Source organism: Candidatus Pelagibacter sp. Uisw_130, from assembly GCF_047722505.1.
Classification (GTDB): Bacteria; Pseudomonadota; Alphaproteobacteria; order Pelagibacterales; family Pelagibacteraceae; genus Pelagibacter.
In genome coordinates, this window is the sequence record NZ_CP159814.1 from 927,168 (window position 1) to 944,263 (window position 17,096).

The following is a 17,096-nucleotide window of genomic DNA, read 5'->3' on the forward strand; positions in this document are numbered from 1 at the left end:
AAATGTGTCAAAAAATATAAGTAACTTATCAGGCAGAATTGGTTTAAAGAAAAATCTATTTGAGAAAATCTCTGAAAGATCGCTAAACTCTAAAGATGCAAGTGGCATTCAAGAAATAGCTAATGAATATCATATGGGTGTATCTACTATTCATGGTGCAGAAAGTTTTTATGAATTTTTAAGACCATCTCATAGAGCAAAGAAAGCCTTTGTTTGTAATGGAAGTGCTTGCATGTGCTCTGGAACACAAGAACCTTTAAAAAAAAAATTAAAAGAAAAATTAGGTGATGACAAGGTTGGTGAAATGTTTTGTCTTGGTCACTGTTATGAAAATAAAGCGTTTCATTATGATGGTGAAAACTATGCTGGGAATGACATTGATAAAATTGATGAAATAATTAAAGGAGATAAAATTGAACAGGAAAAATTTTTCTCAAAAAGTTTTGCTTCAACAAGTTTTTTAATGGATGATAAGCTTTCAAATTTAGATCAATTTAAAGATGTTTTAAATAAGTTTATCAATACAGATAAACAAGAAATTATAAAATCATTACTAGATTCAAATTTAACAGGTAGAGGTGGTGCTGGTTTTCCAGCTGGAATGAAGTGGGATTTTTGTAGAAAAGCAGAATCTGAAAAAAAATATGTTATCTGTAATGCTGATGAAGGAGACTCTGGTGCATTTTCTGATAGATACTTATTAGAAGATCAACCACTTAAAGTTTTATTTGGAATGATCATTTGTGGTTATGTTATTGGAAGTGATGAGGGTGTTTTATATATAAGAGGTGAATATCCAAAATCTATTGAAGCAATAAATGGATGTATTAATTCTTTAAAAAAAGAAGGTTTATTAGGTGAAAATATTCTTGGAACAAATTTTTCTTTTGATCTAAATATTTGTATAGGACAAGGAGCGTACATATGTGGAGAAGAAACAGCTTTAATAGCATCAATTGAAGGAAGAAGAGCAGAAGTTGATGTCAGACCACCCTTCCCTGTTACTGAAGGACTTTATAAAAAACCAACAGTTGTTAACAATGTTGAAACTTTAGCTGCGGCTACTGGTATACTTATTAATGGAGCTGATAAATTTTCAGCAATTGGAAATAAAAAATCTGCAGGTACAAAATTAGTTTGTTTTGATAGTTTTTTTAATAATCCTGGTGTTTACGAAGTCGAAATGGGAACTCCAATGAAAAAAGTTTTAAATGATATTGGTGGAGGTTTTAAAGAACCTATCAAAGCACTACAAATTGGTGGACCATTAGGTGGGGTTATACCAATTTCTGAAGTAGAAAAATTAAATCTAGATTTTCAAGAGTTTACTGCCGCTGGTTTCATGTTGGGACACGCAAGTATAGTAAGCATTCCAAAAGATTTCCCGATGGTTGATTATATTCATCATTTATTTGAATTCACAGCTGAAGAGTCATGTGGAAAATGCTTCCCAGGTAGACTTGGTTCTTACCGTGGTAAGGAAATGTTTGATCAAGCAAAAAATAAAACTGCTAAAATTCCATTAAAGCTATTAAATGAACTGCTAGTAACAATGAAAAAAGGCTGTTTATGTGCTTTATGTGGTGCAATACCTACTCCAATCATGAATATATTAAAATATTTTGGTGATGAAATGAAGGATGATATGGTCAAAGATAATTAATGAGCTCAGAAAAAAGAAAAATTGCATATATAGATGGTAAGCCATATGAAATTGGCCCTAACCATACTTCTGTTTTAAAATTTGTAGAAAGCTATCTTGGTGAAAAAAAAGTTCCTGCTTTATGTAATGATCCAAACTTAGCACCTTATGGAGCTTGTAGAGTTTGTTCGGTTGAGATTGCTTTAGTTAAAGATGGTCCAACTAAAGTTGTAGCCTCATGTCATACACCGGTAGGTGAAAACCAACATATTTTTACAAACAATGAAAATTTAACAGCTTTAAGAAAAAATATTGTTGAACTAGTTTTAACCGACCATCCAATGGAGTGTGGAACTTGTGAGGTTAATAATAACTGTGAACTTCAAGATGTCGCTAATGATTTAGGCATATCAGATCATAGATATAATGTACCGAAACAACATAAAGGTATTCCAAGAGACACCTCTCATGATTACATGAGAATGAATTTAGATAACTGCATTAATTGTGGAAGATGTGTCAGAGCTTGTGATGAAATTCAAGGTTCATTTGTTTTAACAATGAGTGGAAGAGGATTTGAATCTAAGATTACAACAGATAATGATGCATTATTCGGAGATTCGTCTTGTGTATCTTGTGGAGCTTGTGCACACACTTGCCCAACAGATGCCATCTCAGATGTATATCAATCTAAATCAGTTGCTGTTGATGAAAAAGTAAGAACGACTTGTTCTTATTGTGGAGTTGGTTGTAATCTAGAAGCTTCAATTAAAGATAATAAAGTTGTTGCAATTTCTACCCCTAAAGAATCTGAAGTTAATGCAGGTCACACTTGTATTAAAGGAAGATATGCTTTTGGATTTTATGATCATCCTGACAGATTAAAAACTCCTTTAATTAAAAGAAATGGAAAATTTGAAGAAGCATCATGGGATGAGGCATATGACTTTATTAAAAAAGAATTAAATAGAATTACCAAAGCTAATGGGCCAGATGCGGTTGCTGGTATTTCTTCAGCAAGATGTACTAATGAAGAAAATTATGTTTTTCAAAAAATGATTAGAGCAGCAATAGGAACTAATAATATTGATTGTTGTGCAAGAATTTGTCATTCACCTACTGCGTGGGGAATGCAACAAACATTTGGAACTGGAGCAGCTACAAATTCTACAGAAGATATTTATCATGCAGATTTATTTATGGTGATTGGAGCAAATCCAACAAATGCTCACCCAGTTACTGGTGCTAAAATTAAGCAACAAGTAATGAAGGGTAAAAAATTAATTGTATTAGATCCAATTACTACTGAGCTTGCTAAACTTGCTGATTATCATATTAAACTTAGACCAGGAACAAATGTAGCCATATTAAATATGATGTTGCATTATATATTGAAAGCAAACCTTCATGACAAAGACTTTGTCAGAGATAGAACTGAAGGTTTTGCAAATTTCATTAAAGAAATTGAGAGACAAGATATGGATCATCTAGCGAAAGTTGCTGGTGTTGATAAACAGTTAGTTAAAGAAGCTGCAATTGCTTATGCAACTGCAAAAAACTCTATGGAATTCCATGGTTTAGGTGTTACCGAGCAAGAGCAAGGATCTAAAACAGTAATGTTAATTGCTGATCTTGCAATGATTACAGGAAATATTGGTAGAAGAGGTGTTGGTGTTAATCCATTAAGAGGACAAAATAATGTCCAAGGTGCAGCTGATATGGGCTGTCAACCTCACCAAGGAGCTGGTTACTTTGAAGTGGCTGATGAAAAAGTTCAAAATTTCTACACTGAAAAATATGGAGTCGTACACCCAACAAAACAAGGACTAAAGATTCCAGAAATGTTTGATGGGGCAATTAATAAAGATGTGAAAGCTGTCTGGATTATTGGAGAAGATATTGTTCAAACAGATCCTAATAGTGCGCATGTGGTTCAAGCAATGAATTCCTTAGAATTGCTAGTGGTACAAGAAATTTTTATGAGTGAAACTGCAAAACTTGCAACTGTAGTATTACCTGGAACAACTTTCTTAGAAAAAAATGGAACTTTTACTAATACAGAAAGAAGAATTCAAAGGGTTAATCGAGCCGTACCTCCTTTGCCTGGTACTAAAACAGATGGAACAATTGTAACAGACATGATGCAAAAATTAGGCTTTGATCAACCTGAATATGATGCCGATCAAGTTCTTGCAGAAATAGCTGATGTGGTTCCTTTCTTTAAAGGTGTAACAAGAGAAAGGCTTGGTAAAATGGGATTACAGTGGCCAGTACAAGAAGATGGTACAGATACACAAATCTTACATGAAAAAACATTCAAATTAGGAAAAGGACAACTTAAAAATTTTGATTGGAAAGAATCTAATGAGATAGCTACGAATAAAAAAGATTATCCATTGATTTTAACTACTAGTAGAGTTCTTCAACATTATAATGCTGCTACTATGACAAGACGTACTAAAAATATTAATATAGTTTCTGAAGACTTGCTATTAGTTCACCCTAATGATGCTAAAAAAAGAGAATTAAATACTGGTGATATTGGTAGACTTTATTCTGGCAGAGGTGAAGTAGCTTTAAAAGTAGAGGTAACAGATAAAGTCAAAGAAGGAATTGTATTTACAACTTTCCACTTCCCAGAACATATGGTTAACATGGTAACTGGTCATGGAAAAGATGAAGAAACAATGTGTGCAGAATATAAAGTTTCTTCTGTAGAAATCCAAAAAATATCCAATCAGTTTAAAACTGTCGTTGAACCTAAAGAAAATCAAGCCGAAATTAACTAATTAATAAAATGACAATTGGTTGGCATTTTGACAATAGTTATTCAAGATTACCGAAAACATTCAAAGAAAACATCGACCCTGTTGCTGTAAACTCACCAGAAATATTAATACTTAATAAAGATCTAGCAAATAAATTAGATCTGGATTTTTCAAATATCAATGATGACGATTTATCAAAAATTTTCTCAGGAAATAAGTTACCTGAAGAATCTAACTCTATAGCACAAGCTTATGCCGGTCACCAATTTGGTCATTTTACAATGCTTGGTGACGGTAGGGCTGTTTTGATAGGTGAACATCTAAACAAAAATAGTGAACGATTTGATATACAATTTAAAGGTTCTGGTAAAACTCCATTCTCACGAGGCGGTGATGGTAGGGCTGTTTTAGGTCCCATGTTGAGAGAATATATAATAAGTGAAGCAATGCATTTTTTAAAAATACCTACCACTAGAAGTTTAGCAGTGGTTAAAACTGGTGAAGATGTGATTAGAGAACAAATTTCAAAAGGTGCAATTCTTACAAGGGTAGCCTTAGGGCATCTAAGAGTTGGAACGTTTCAGTATATTGCTGCAAAACAAAATATTAGTGATTTAGAAATCTTAATTAATTACACAATTGAAAAGTACTACCCCAATATAAAATCATCAAAGAATAAAGCATTAGACTTACTAAAAGTTTTAATCGAAAAACAAACTCAACTTGTAATTGACTGGATGCGTGTTGGTTTTATTCATGGAGTTATGAATACTGATAATATGTCTATATCTGGTGAAACAATAGATTATGGTCCATGTGCATTTATGGATGTTTACGACCCTAAAACAGTTTTTAGTTCAATAGATCAATTGGGTAGATACGCCTACGACAATCAACCAAAGATTGCTAAATGGAATTTAACAAGATTTGCTGAATGTCTCATTCCTCTTATTAGTAAAAATGAAGATGAGGCTGTTACACTTGCTAGGGATGCTTTAGATAAATTTGAAAAAAATTACGAAACAAAATGGCTAAATATGATGAGAGATAAACTTGGATTATATGGTGAAGATAAAGAAGATAAAGATTTAATTATAAAATTATTAAATTGGATGCATAAAAATAAAGCAGATTATACAAATACTTTTGTTTTTTTAATGAACAGAACTATTAAAAATTCTAAAATTTATAATAATGAAGACTTTAATTTATGGAAAATTAAATGGGTAAAAAGATTAACGATGTTTAATAATTCGCAAGATAAATCTATGGAATTAATGAATTCATCTAATCCAATGGTAATACCTCGTAATCATAAAATTGAAGAAGCTTTAACGTTAGCAAGTAACGGTGATTTAACACTTTTTAACAAATTAATAAAAATATTGAAAAACCCTTATCTAGTTAATGACAATGATTTAGAATTTATGTCACCTGCACCTCATGGTGATAAGAAATATCAAACTTTCTGTGGTACATAATATATAAAAATGATAATTAAATGCAAAACTTCATAAAAAAATTTATTAATCTCTTAATCAAAAAAAAAATAAAGTACCACGATGTATCAAAATTTTTAAATACTAATGATTTATTTTTTGATGTTGGAGCTCACCTCGGTGAAAAATCAAAAGAACTGATTAAAAATAATATAAATGTTGTTATGATTGAGCCTCAACCCGAATGTTTAAAACAACTTAATAAATTATACTCAGAAAATAAATTTGTCACGATCATCCCTATGGGGCTTGGAAAATCTCAGCAAAAAATGGAAATGAGCATCAACTCTAAACAACCAGTTATTTCCACATTTGCCGAACATTGGAAGACAGGTAGGTTTTCGGATTCTAAATGGGATAAAAAAATTATAGTTAATATAACAACATTAGACGAGCTTATAAAAAAATTTGGTAACCCTAAATACATTAAAATTGACGTCGAAGGTTTTGAGCATGAAGTGATATTGGGCTTAACAAAAAAATCTGGTATAATATCATTTGAATTTACCTCAGAGTTTATTGAAGATGCTTTTAAATCTGTAGATTATTTAATTTCATTAGGATATTTAGATTTTAATTACTCGCTCGGAGAAAGAAGAAAATTTTTCACACAGTGGACAACTGCATACTCAATTAAAGAAGATATTAAAAATAATATTAAAAAAGACAATCTTTTATGGGGTGATTTATATTGCAAGTGATTGTATTATAAAACGTAGGGTTCTGGTCTAGCATTATTTTCAAGCACTCTCTCGACAGAAAAATCACTAATGTCAATCGTTTGATAAGAACCTGTTGTTATTAATTCTGTTAAAGCTCTACCAATACCTGGTGCTTGCATTAATCCTCTGCCTGTAAATCCAGAAGCCATATACACATTTTCATACTTAGGGTGTTTGCCAACTACCGCATTATTATCCAATTTATTGCAATCATAATAACCAGCCCATCCACCGGTTAATTTTAATTCTTCAAAAGCAGGAATTCTTTGTGCTAATGCAGGCCATACTAATTCTTCAAAATCATTCCAAGCTGGTTCTAAATCAGTAGCATCAAATACTGAGTTAGGTGAACCTGCCAAATACTCGCCACCTTCAGGTCTCCAGTAAACACCGGTTGTTAAATCTCCTGTTAACGGCATTTCTTTAATGTATTTAGGGCATTTAACTCTAAAAACTGTATGTTTTTGAGGAACTACCGGGATATCCTTTAATAATTCTTTGGTCCAACATCCTGCAGCAGATATAATTGTTTTAGCTTTGATATCAGAAATACTTTTTACTTCACCTTTAATAAATTCTGCACCTAACTCAATCGCCTTACTCTTTAAGGCTCCATGAAACATAAAAGGATCAATCCATCCTTCACTTTGGTTATCTGTATAAGTTGCTGTTTCAATACCCTCACTGTTTATATAAGGAAATATTTTTGATAGCTCAGAACCTTTAATGTTTTTAGTTCCAGCCTCACAAGCTTCGTGATTTTTTAAAGCTTTATACTGTTCCTCAGCATGCTCTGGACCAAACATTAATAAATAGCCGTTTGTAACCATGCTTGCTGTAGGGTTTGGATTTTTTTCAGTTTTAAGTAATTCTGGTATTTGAAAAATAAATTCTCTAGCAAATTTTCCTAGCAATATGTTTTCTTTTTGAAAAAACTGCCTTCTAAATCCACCAAGTGATAATGGAAAAGAAGCAGTTTTATAAGTTGGATCTCTTTCTATAACTTTAACTTTTCTACCTTCTTTAGATAAAAAATAGGCTGTAGCAGTTCCTATTATTCCACCACCAACTATTACAACATCATCCATAATTTATTTTAATTTAATATAATTAAACTTATATTTAGCAGTAGTGCAAAGAGACACCAAAGTAAATAAGGAATCATTAAATAATAGCTATACAAGTTAACACGCTTAAATCTAATTATGAGAATGATTATCAATAATATTAAAATTACCAATACAATTAGAGCTAAAACGATTTTATGAAAAACAAAAAAAACTATACTCCAAGTTGTATTAAAAATTAAATGAATAAAGTAGATATAAATAGTGTTCATATCTCTATTTGTACTATGCCAAAATTTCCAGATAGCTATTGCCATAAAAAAATAAAGCGTAGTCCAAACTGGTGCAAAAATCCAATCTGGTGGATTAAACGAGGGTTTGATGATTAAAGAATACCAAGGCTCTTTAAAGCCAACAGTAGCTAAACCTCCTATTGCTGATGCAGAAAAAGTAACAAGAGCAAATAGTAAAAAAGATAAGAATTTGTTTTTTAACATAATTCTATTATACATTGATTTATGAATGAAAAAAAAGTTATTTGGATAACAGGTGCTAGTAGTGGAATTGGTAAGGCTTTAGCTTTAAAGTTTGCAAATGAAGGATGGATAGTGGCGGCATCTGCAAGACGTGAAAACTTATTACAAGACTTAAATAAAGAAAATTCGAATATACACTCTTTTCCTTTAGATGTTACTAATATTGATCAATGTAAATCTGTTTTTAAAAACATTATTGAAAAATTTAATGATGTTGAAATATCTATATTTGGAACTGGAATACACGATCCCAAATCAGAGAAGGAATTCAATCTTGATAAAATTAGAAAAATTATGGAAGTTAATTACTTTGGTACAATGAATTCGATTAACTCTGTTTATAATTATTATAATGATAAAAAAAGCGGCCAAATATCAATCATTTCCTCTGTTGCCGGATATAGAGGATTACCTGCAGCAGGAGCTTATTGTGCATCTAAATCTGCATTAACAAGTTTCGCAGAAAGCCTTCACTTTGAAATGAGAAGAAAAAATGTAAGAGTTTCTCTAGTAAGTCCTGGCTTTATTAAAACACCGATGACAGATCAAAATGATTTTCCAATGCCAATGATAAAACCACCTGAATTTGCTGCAGAACAAATTTATATAGGTTTAGTTAAGAAAAAAGGATTTGAAATCCACTTCCCAAAAGCTTTTACTTATTTTTTAAAGTTTTTAAGTATGCTGCCTAGCAGTATTTATTTTAAAATTGTTGAAAAAGGGATGAAAAAAATAGATTACTAATCTTTAACGAACATCACTGTAAGTTCAGCAACTTTTATTCCAAACTTAGTCATTGTAGCTCTATTAATTGCTACTTTTTCATCTTGCATAAAAATCCAATCATCAAAAGTAATTTTCATTTCTTTACCTTTAACGGGTACTAATAAAACATATTCAAATTTAAAAGCAGGACCATATGAATAACCTTTCGCCTTACCAACAACATCACCAGCTGTACCTTCGTAGTTATGTTCGTCTAACTTATCAATTGTCCATTGTCTTTCTTGAATTTCTCCATCATTCCAATTAAATTTTTCATTTAGAATTAATTGTTTACCATCCCACACACCATTTAAATCAGCTGAAAATTGTCTAGTTACTTTTCCAGATCTATTTTGTAATATCCCCCAAGCTTTAACATTTCCAGATAAATACTCTTCTATAATTAATCTTGGTTTTTGATCTTTAAAGTCAGTTGGTTTCATATTGTTTCCTGTGCAGCTAGTTAATAAAATTAATGATATTAAGGCGAATATAATTTTCATATGTTTATTTATTATATAAAGAGAATTGAATCAAATCTATATTTCTTGATTTAAACCCTGCCTCACAATATGAAAGGTAAAATTGCCACATCTTTTTGAAAGTTAAGTCAAAACCTTGATCTTTAATTATATCCCATTTTTTATTGAACTCTTTTCTCCAAACAATAAGCGTATCTGAATAATGATCTGCATAAGAGTTATATTCTCCAAATTTTAAACCATTAATATCAATATGATTTTGTATTTCACTTTTAGATGGCAAAAATCCACCCGGAAAAATATATTTTTGAATAAAATCTTGTTTATTTTTGTATCTCTTAAACAAATTATTATCAATTGTTATAGCTTGAATGCCAACTGTACCTGATGGACTCAAATTCTTTTTTATTATTTTAAAGTAACTATCTAAATAATTCTGCCCTACTGCCTCTATCATTTCTATCGAAGCAATATGGTCATACTTTTTCTTTACATCTCTATAATCCTTAATTTCAATATTAACTTTTTCATTAAGCCCACATTTATGAATTCTTTCTTTAGCAAATTCAAACTGTCTTTTAGAAATAGTTATACAATCTAATTTCACATCATAATTAGTGCCTAGATATTCAGCAAAACCACCCCAACCACAGCCAATTTCGAGGATATTGCTGCCGACAGCAGGCTTTAAAAGATCAGTTAATTTATGATATTTATTATTTTGCGCAAGGTAAAGATCTTGTTTTGAATTTTCAAATATTGCACTTGAATAAGTTAAAGATTTGTCCAACCAAAGAGAGAAAAAATCGTTACCAAGATCATAATGTTTTGCAATATTTTTCTTACTTCTATTTTTCGTATTTTTAACAAATCTATTCTTAAAGAAATTAATTAAAGGCAAATCGAAAATACCAGAAAACTTATAAATAGTTTTTATGTTTCTAGCTGTTAACTCAATTAAATCAGAAAGATTATTAGTAATAAAAAAATCTTTCATATAAGATTCTCCCAAACCTATACTGCCACTTTTAATTAAATTGTAGGTAAGGCTTTCATCTTTAATTGTTAAAGATACCTTTAAATTATCCTCTGGATTACCAAATTTTAAGGTTTCTCCATCAATTTTAGTTATTTCAAGAAAACCATGTTTAATATTTTTTAGTGTATTAAATACAATTGAATCTGAAATTTTATAAATTATCATTAATTTTCTATAGTAATGTTATTTTTAGTTTTAATTTTTTTACTTATAAACTTAATTCCTTTTGTCCATAATTTAAATGCCTCAAAGTGTATCGCTAAAATAATCTTAAATGTCATTAGTGGATGTTTTAAATAGGATTTGATCAGGTTGGTGTTATTTAATTCACTTTTAACACCATCTTGTGATGCGTAAAGAATTTTACCTTCTGGATCTTGTAAATCAATAATTACTGAAATCTTATTACCTGGTTTTAATAGTCTAAAAAAATAAATACAATTCATTGCTATGAATGGTGAAACATGAAATTTTTTCTTACATACATGTTGAATCAAATTTTGGTCCTTCTCAGTTTTAAAAACATAAACATGTTGCTCGCCAAATGTATTTTTAACCTCATAAAGAATAGATACTAAGTCAGAATTTTTATCATAGATATAAAATACACTTAAAGGATTGAAGACATATCCAAATATTCTAGGATAACACAAAAGTTTAATTTGAATGTCATTACATTCAATGTCATTTTTTTTTAAATTATCAATTACCCAATTTTTAAGTGAACTTCCATCTCTAGGACCATGATCTTTATTAAAAAAACTAATAATATTAAATTTATCATACGAGAAAAATTTTAAAGTTTTATCTAATAACTTTATTTCTGATAAATCTATAAGCAATGAGAACACTTTATAATTGAAGATATGAATTTTTGGTTTAAACCTTTTGTGAATAACAGTTCCAGTGTAGATATATGAATGTTTAATCATTAAGGGTTTTTAGCATTTCAATAGAAGACTTTATTCCATCCTCATGAAAACCATAACCAAAATAACTCCCACAAAATAAAATATTTTTTTTATTCTGTATTTTTTGTAGATTCTTTTGGTTTAAAAGCGCATCTGCATCAAAATAAGGGTGAGTAAACCTGACTTTTTTGTATGTTTTATCAGCAGAAATTTCTCTAAATGGGTTAATTGTTAAAAAGATATTTTTATCTATTTTTAGATTCTGCAACTGGTTTAACCAATATGTTACTGATGTTCTTTCAATATTTTCTGCACTCATTGATGAATTCCAAGAACACCATGCCTTCTTATTTTTGGGCATAATACTTTCATCAAAATGAATAACGGCTATATTTCCTCTATATCTAAAATTTTTTAATATAAGCTCTTCATCTGAAGTTGGATTATCAATTATTTTTAAAGCCTCATCAGCATGTGTTGCAATTACAACTTTATCATAATCAAAAAACTCATTCTCTTCACCATAAAAAATTTTAGCTCCAAAGTCACTTCTAACAACTTTATTTATATTGTAATTTTTAAAGTGTTCTCCACTAATTTGGCTTATTACTTTATCTACATAGGTTTTGCTTCTATTTGCGACAGTAAACCATTGAGGTCTATCTTTTATTTTAAACAAACCATGATTTTTAAAAAAATTTAAAAAGAATGATAGTGGCATTTGTGTAGCCTCATAAGGCGGCATTGACCAAATTGCTGATACCATTGGAATAATATGATAATTAATAAAATAATCTGAAATTTTTATTTCTTTTAAATATTCCCCTAATGTTATTGATTTAACTTCCTCTGTTTCTATTTTTTCACAGTTTTTATAAAAACTTAAAATTTCAAAAAACATTTTTAAGAATTTTGGATTAAATAGATTTTTTTTATTGGAAAAAATTCCACCTAATCCTTTTCCACAATATTCCAAGTCACTATTTTCTACAGTAACAGAAAATGACATATCACTTTTTTCAATCTCTATTTTATTTTCTGAAAAAAAACTAATCAAGTTTGGATAGGTATTTTTGTTAAAAACCATAAATCCAATATCTATTGGAATTTCTTTATTAGGGTGGTAAGCAACTTTTATTGTATTTGCATGACCCCCAAATTGATTTTCTTTTTCAAATAAATCAACTTTATGTTTTTTAGATAGGTAATAAGCAGCACTTAATCCTGATATACCAGCACCTACTACAGCAATTTTCATCTTGATAAATTTTTAGGCTGCTGTGTCTTCGTACTCTTCCATTGATGGACATGTGCAAAACAAGTTTTTATCCCCATAAACATTATCTACTCTACCTACTGGAGGCCAATATTTATTTGTTCTTAAAAATTCTGAAGGATAAGCGGCCTCTTCTCTTTCATATTTATGATCCCATTTATTTGATGTTAATTCAACGTGAGTATGTGGCGCATTCTTCAATGGATTATCAGTCTTATCATATTTTCCAGACTGAATTTTATTTATCTCTTGTTTTATCTTTATAAGAGTAGAACAAAACTTGTCAATTTCACTCAAACTTTCACTTTCTGTAGGTTCAATCATCATTGTACCAGCAACAGGCCAGGACATTGTTGGAGCATGATAGCCAAAATCAATCAATCGCTTTGCAATATCTTCTTCTGTAATCCCTGTTTCACTTTTTATTGTTCTAATATCAATGATACATTCATGGGCTACATTGCCACTTTTACCCTTATACAAAATTGGAAAAGAGTCTTTTAGTTTATGTGCAATGTAATTTGCATTTAGTATTGCAACTTGTGATGCTTTTCTTAAACCTTCAGAACCCATCATCTTTATATACATCCATGAAATCGATAAAATACTTGAGCTGCCCCAAGGAGCTGCAGATACTGCTCCCATTCCAGTCACTGGGCCACAATCTTTTATCACAGAATGTTTTGGCAAAAATATTTCTAAATGTTTTTTACACGCTATTGGTCCCATACCTGGTCCACCACCACCATGGGGTATACAAAATGTTTTATGTAAATTTATATGACAAACATCTGGTCCAAAATTTCCTGGTTTGGCAATACCTACTAATGCATTTAAATTTGCTCCATCCATGTAAACTTGCCCGCCATGATTATGAATTAATTCACAAATATCAGTTATTTTTTCCTCAAAAACACCGTGTGTTGATGGGTAAGTAACCATAAGAGCAGCTAAATTTTCCGAATGTTCTTCAGCTTTATTTTTTAAATCTTCATAGTCTACGTTTCCATATTGATCACATTTCACAACAACTACTTTCATACCAACCATTTGAGCACTTGCTGGATTTGTTCCATGTGCAGAGCTTGGGATTAAACAAACATTACGATTTGTTTCACCATTTTTTTCATGAAATTTACGTATTACCATTAAACCAGCAAACTCACCTTGAGCTCCAGCATTTGGTTGTAATGAAACTCCAGAAAACCCAGTAATTGACCTTAACCAGTTTTTTAAGTCTGTAAATAATTCCCTGTAACCATCCATTTGTTCAACTGGAGAAAAAGGATGTGGTTGTGAAAATTCTTTCCAGGTAACTGGTATCATTTCTGAAACTGCATTAAGTTTCATGGTGCAAGATCCTAAAGCAATCATAGATTTATTTAAGGCAATGTCAGAGTCTTCTAATTTTTTTAGATATCTAAGCATTTCTGTTTCTGAATGGTAACTATTAAAAACTGGATGATCTAAATAAGTTGAAGTTCTTAATAGATTTTTAGGAATATTAGACAAGCTTTCATTCATAGATTCTTTAATTGTTTCTGAACAATTAAAAATTTTTAATAACTGATTTGCTCTATAAAGATTTTTTCTTTCATCAAAAGACACTGCTAACATTTCAGAATTCACTTTTCTGATATTTACTCCTTGATCTAAAGCATTTTTGTATATCTTCTCTGTTTTATCTAAAGTTTTTATTGTTACCGTATCAAAAAAATCATTTGAATAAAGTTCATAACCAGATTGTTTTAGTTTATCTGCAAAATTTTTAGTCAGTTGAGAAACGCTTTCTGCAATCTTTTTAATACCTTGTGGACCGTGATAGACAGCATAAGCAGCAGAGACTATTGCTAATAATGCTTGTGCAGTGCAAATATTACTCGTGGCTTTATCTCTTCTTATATGTTGCTCTCTTGTTTGTAGGGCAAGTCTGTATGCTTTTTTTCCATGTCTATCTACTGAAACACCTACTATTCTGCCTGGCATTGATCTTTTATATTCATCTTTTGTAGCAAAAAATGCTGCATGGGGACCACCATAACCCATTGGAATTCCAAAACGTTGTGAACTACCAACTGCAATATCAGCACCTAACTCAGCGGGTGTTTTTAGTTTAGCAAGTGCTAACAAATCACATGCAAGAACTGCTTTTCCATTATGTTTATGTATTTTACTAATAGCCTCACTTGGGTCTTTTATATCTCCAAGAGTGCCAGGGTATTGAATAATACCACATATAATATCTTCTTTAATATCTTTATCCTCGTCACCAACTATTATTTCTAAACCTAAAGGTTCAGCTCTTGTTTTAATAACATCTATAGTTTGAGGGTGACAATTTTTTGAAACGAAAACTTTTTTAGTTTCAGACTTAGATATTCTATAGCTCAATCCCATAGCTTCTGCTGCTGCTGTTCCTTCATCTAAAAGAGAGGCATTAGCAATATCCATTCCTGTAAAATCTATTACCATTTGTTGAAAATTAAGTAGCATCTCTAGTCTTCCTTGTGCCACTTCAGGTTGGTAGGGAGTATAAGAAGTGTACCATCCTGGATTTTCTAAAATATTTCTAAGTATTACATATGGTGTATAAGTTCCATAATAACCCATTCCTATAAAACTAGAATAAATCTTATTTTTTTTAGAAATATCTTTTAGTTTTCTAAGAGCTTTGTATTCAGAGTTTGGATCTCCAATATCTAAGTCATCTTTAAGAAGGATTTTTTCTGGTACGGTGTCTTTTATTAAATCATCAAGACTTTTATAGCCTAATTCTTTAAGCATAACATTTTGTTCATCAATGGATGGGCCTATATGTCTTTGTATAAAATCTTTTTGAGCATTTTTTAACATTTAACTACCACTTTCTTTTGAAAATTTTTCGTATTCTTCTTTATTCATTAATGAATCCATTTCAGACTTATCAGTAATTTTTAATTTAAAAAACCATGCATCATTTTCTGGATCGTTATTAACCTTTGCAGGATCATCAACAATTGCTTGGTTGTTTTCGATAATTTCTCCAGATACAGGAGTATAAATATCGCTTGCAGCTTTTGTTGATTCTACAACTCCTGCATTACCATCTTTAACAACAGAGGACCCTATCTCTGGTAACTCTACAAAAACAATATCACCTAGCATTTCGGTTGCATGTTGTGTAATTCCTACAACAGCAGTATCTCCATCTATTTTTATCCACTCGTGTTCTTTTGAATATTTTACTTCACTCATTTGATAGCTCCTTTCACATAACTTTTTTTATAAAATGGCAAATTACTTATAATTGCTGGATATTTTTTTCCTCTCACTTCTAAAAAAACCTTAGTATCAATTTTAGAAAATGAATTTTCCACATAACCCATTGCAACTGGAGCCTGGACACTCGGACCAAAAGTTCCACTTGTAATTTCCCCAATATTTTTATCGTCTTCACTGAATATTGAAGTTTTTTCTCGAGCTATAATTCTTCCTTCTGGCTTAATACCTACACGGATCTTGCTTACTCCTTTCTCGATTTGAGATTTAATTTTTTCACATCCAATAAATCCACCTTCAAGAATTCTATTTTTTGATATTGCCCATTTTAAATTCGCTTCTACTGGGCTTTTATTGATATCCATATCATGACCATACAAACAAAGCCCTGCCTCTAGTCTCAGAGTATCCCTAGCACCTAACCCAATTAAACTAGCCCCTTCATCTATGAGTTTTTGAACAAACACTTCTGCATCATCATTTTTTATCGATATCTCAAATCCATCTTCACCAGTATAGCCAGATCTAGTAATATAAATATTTCTTTTAAGATAATTAAATTTACCACCATTCATAAATTCTAAATCTGACACCCCATTGATTATCTTTTCTAATATTTTAACAGCTTTTGGACCTTGGATTGCTATAAGAGATAGCTCTTCACTTAAAATCATTTCATACTTATCTTCTAACAATTTAGATAAAAGTTTAAAATCTGTGTTCTTACAAGCAGCATTTAATACAATGTTAAAGCCACCTTCAACTTTTGTGATAATTAAATCATCATAAATTCCCGCTTCATCATTCATTAAAAAACTATATTTTGACTGATTTAACTTAGCGTTACAAAATTCTGCTGGAAAAATCCTTTCAAGATCCTTAGCTAATGCGTCGTCACCTTTTATAAATAATTGCCCCATATGTGATACATCAAAAATACCTGCATTTTCTCTTGTACTTTTATGTTCCTCAATAATTCCTGTAGAATATTGAATTGGCATTTGATAACCTGCAAATGGAACAAATTTGGCTCCATACTTTTGATGTAAATTGTAAAGTGCTGTTTTTATATTTTCCATATTAACTTGTTGTACCCATCTGTATGTTTGCCTGAGAGTTTTATTCCGTCGG

Annotated in this window: 15 protein-coding genes; 6 read left to right on the forward strand and 9 right to left on the reverse strand. The window is 30.6% G+C overall.

Translation table 11 applies throughout. The features are described from left to right. Positions 1-4: 4 nt before the first annotated feature. Genes ABXT55_RS05090 through ABXT55_RS05105 form a run of 4 tightly spaced genes read left to right on the forward strand, consistent with a single transcriptional unit; the run spans position 5 to position 6,610 of the window. Entirely contained in the window at positions 5-1,663 is a 1,659-nt protein-coding gene (locus tag ABXT55_RS05090; RefSeq protein ID WP_415284236.1) for an NADH-ubiquinone oxidoreductase-F iron-sulfur binding region domain-containing protein, read from the forward strand. After that, entirely contained in the window at positions 1,663-4,431 is a 2,769-nt protein-coding gene (gene fdhF / locus ABXT55_RS05095; protein WP_415284237.1) for a formate dehydrogenase subunit alpha, read from the forward strand. The genes ABXT55_RS05090 and fdhF overlap by 1 nt, the downstream gene beginning before the upstream one ends. 8 nt (positions 4,432-4,439) lie before the next feature. Further along, on the forward strand, positions 4,440-5,891 hold the full coding sequence (locus tag ABXT55_RS05100; protein ID WP_415284238.1) for a protein adenylyltransferase SelO: 1,452 nt from the start codon (positions 4,440-4,442) through the stop codon (positions 5,889-5,891). Between the two features lie 20 nt (positions 5,892-5,911). Then, positions 5,912-6,610 (forward strand): FkbM family methyltransferase, encoded by a 699-nt coding sequence (locus ABXT55_RS05105; protein ID WP_415284239.1) that lies wholly within the window; start codon positions 5,912-5,914, stop codon positions 6,608-6,610. 5 nt (positions 6,611-6,615) lie between these two features. On the opposite strand, the gene ABXT55_RS05110 is transcribed toward ABXT55_RS05105, so the two are convergent. Both ABXT55_RS05110 and ABXT55_RS05115 read right to left on the reverse strand, forming a co-directional pair. Further along, positions 6,616-7,719, reverse strand: coding sequence for an NAD(P)/FAD-dependent oxidoreductase (locus ABXT55_RS05110; RefSeq protein WP_415284240.1), 1,104 nt, complete (start codon positions 7,717-7,719; stop codon positions 6,616-6,618). Between the two features lie 8 nt (positions 7,720-7,727). Further along, entirely contained in the window at positions 7,728-8,132 is a 405-nt protein-coding gene (locus ABXT55_RS05115; protein WP_415285454.1) for a TspO/MBR family protein, read from the reverse strand. Here ABXT55_RS05115 and ABXT55_RS05120 point away from each other — a divergent pair. Continuing rightward, a complete protein-coding gene (locus ABXT55_RS05120; RefSeq protein ID WP_415285468.1) occupies positions 8,080-8,220 on the forward strand; it encodes a hypothetical protein in 141 nt (46 codons plus the stop codon). The genes ABXT55_RS05115 and ABXT55_RS05120 overlap by 53 nt on opposite strands. Next, the gene (locus ABXT55_RS05125; RefSeq protein ID WP_415284241.1) at positions 8,217-8,978 is read left to right on the forward strand and encodes an SDR family NAD(P)-dependent oxidoreductase; all 762 of its coding nucleotides are present in this window, start codon (positions 8,217-8,219) and stop codon (positions 8,976-8,978) included. The genes ABXT55_RS05120 and ABXT55_RS05125 overlap by 4 nt, the downstream gene beginning before the upstream one ends. Here the strand turns inward: ABXT55_RS05125 and ABXT55_RS05130 are convergent. Genes ABXT55_RS05130 through gcvT form a run of 7 tightly spaced genes read right to left on the reverse strand, consistent with a single transcriptional unit; the run spans position 8,975 to position 17,044 of the window. Then, on the reverse strand, positions 8,975-9,502 hold the full coding sequence (locus tag ABXT55_RS05130) for a DUF3833 domain-containing protein (RefSeq protein ID WP_415284242.1): 528 nt from the start codon (positions 9,500-9,502) through the stop codon (positions 8,975-8,977). The two genes, ABXT55_RS05125 and ABXT55_RS05130, sit on opposite strands and share 4 nt — an antisense overlap. A 4-nt stretch (positions 9,503-9,506) precedes the next feature. Continuing rightward, positions 9,507-10,685: a class I SAM-dependent methyltransferase gene (locus tag ABXT55_RS05135; RefSeq protein WP_415284243.1), complete on the reverse strand. Its 1,179-nt coding sequence runs from the start codon at positions 10,683-10,685 to the stop codon at positions 9,507-9,509. Continuing rightward, positions 10,685-11,452, reverse strand: coding sequence for a DUF1365 domain-containing protein (locus tag ABXT55_RS05140; protein WP_415284244.1), 768 nt, complete (start codon positions 11,450-11,452; stop codon positions 10,685-10,687). The genes ABXT55_RS05135 and ABXT55_RS05140 overlap by 1 nt, the downstream gene beginning before the upstream one ends. After that, positions 11,445-12,689 carry an NAD(P)/FAD-dependent oxidoreductase gene (locus ABXT55_RS05145; protein ID WP_415284245.1) on the reverse strand — a complete coding sequence of 415 codons (1,245 nt, stop codon included), beginning with the start codon at positions 12,687-12,689 and terminating at the stop codon, positions 11,445-11,447. The genes ABXT55_RS05140 and ABXT55_RS05145 overlap by 8 nt, the downstream gene beginning before the upstream one ends. A gap of 12 nt (positions 12,690-12,701) precedes the next feature. Continuing rightward, entirely contained in the window at positions 12,702-15,560 is a 2,859-nt protein-coding gene (gene gcvP, locus ABXT55_RS05150; protein WP_415284246.1) for an aminomethyl-transferring glycine dehydrogenase, read from the reverse strand. Next, complete coding sequence (gene gcvH / locus ABXT55_RS05155; protein WP_415284247.1) at positions 15,561-15,941, reverse strand: glycine cleavage system protein GcvH; 381 nt, start codon at positions 15,939-15,941, stop codon at positions 15,561-15,563. It abuts the gene before it with no gap. Continuing rightward, on the reverse strand, positions 15,938-17,044 hold the full coding sequence (gcvT, locus tag ABXT55_RS05160) for a glycine cleavage system aminomethyltransferase GcvT (protein WP_415284248.1): 1,107 nt from the start codon (positions 17,042-17,044) through the stop codon (positions 15,938-15,940). The genes gcvH and gcvT overlap by 4 nt, the downstream gene beginning before the upstream one ends. Positions 17,045-17,096 lie beyond the last annotated feature (52 nt).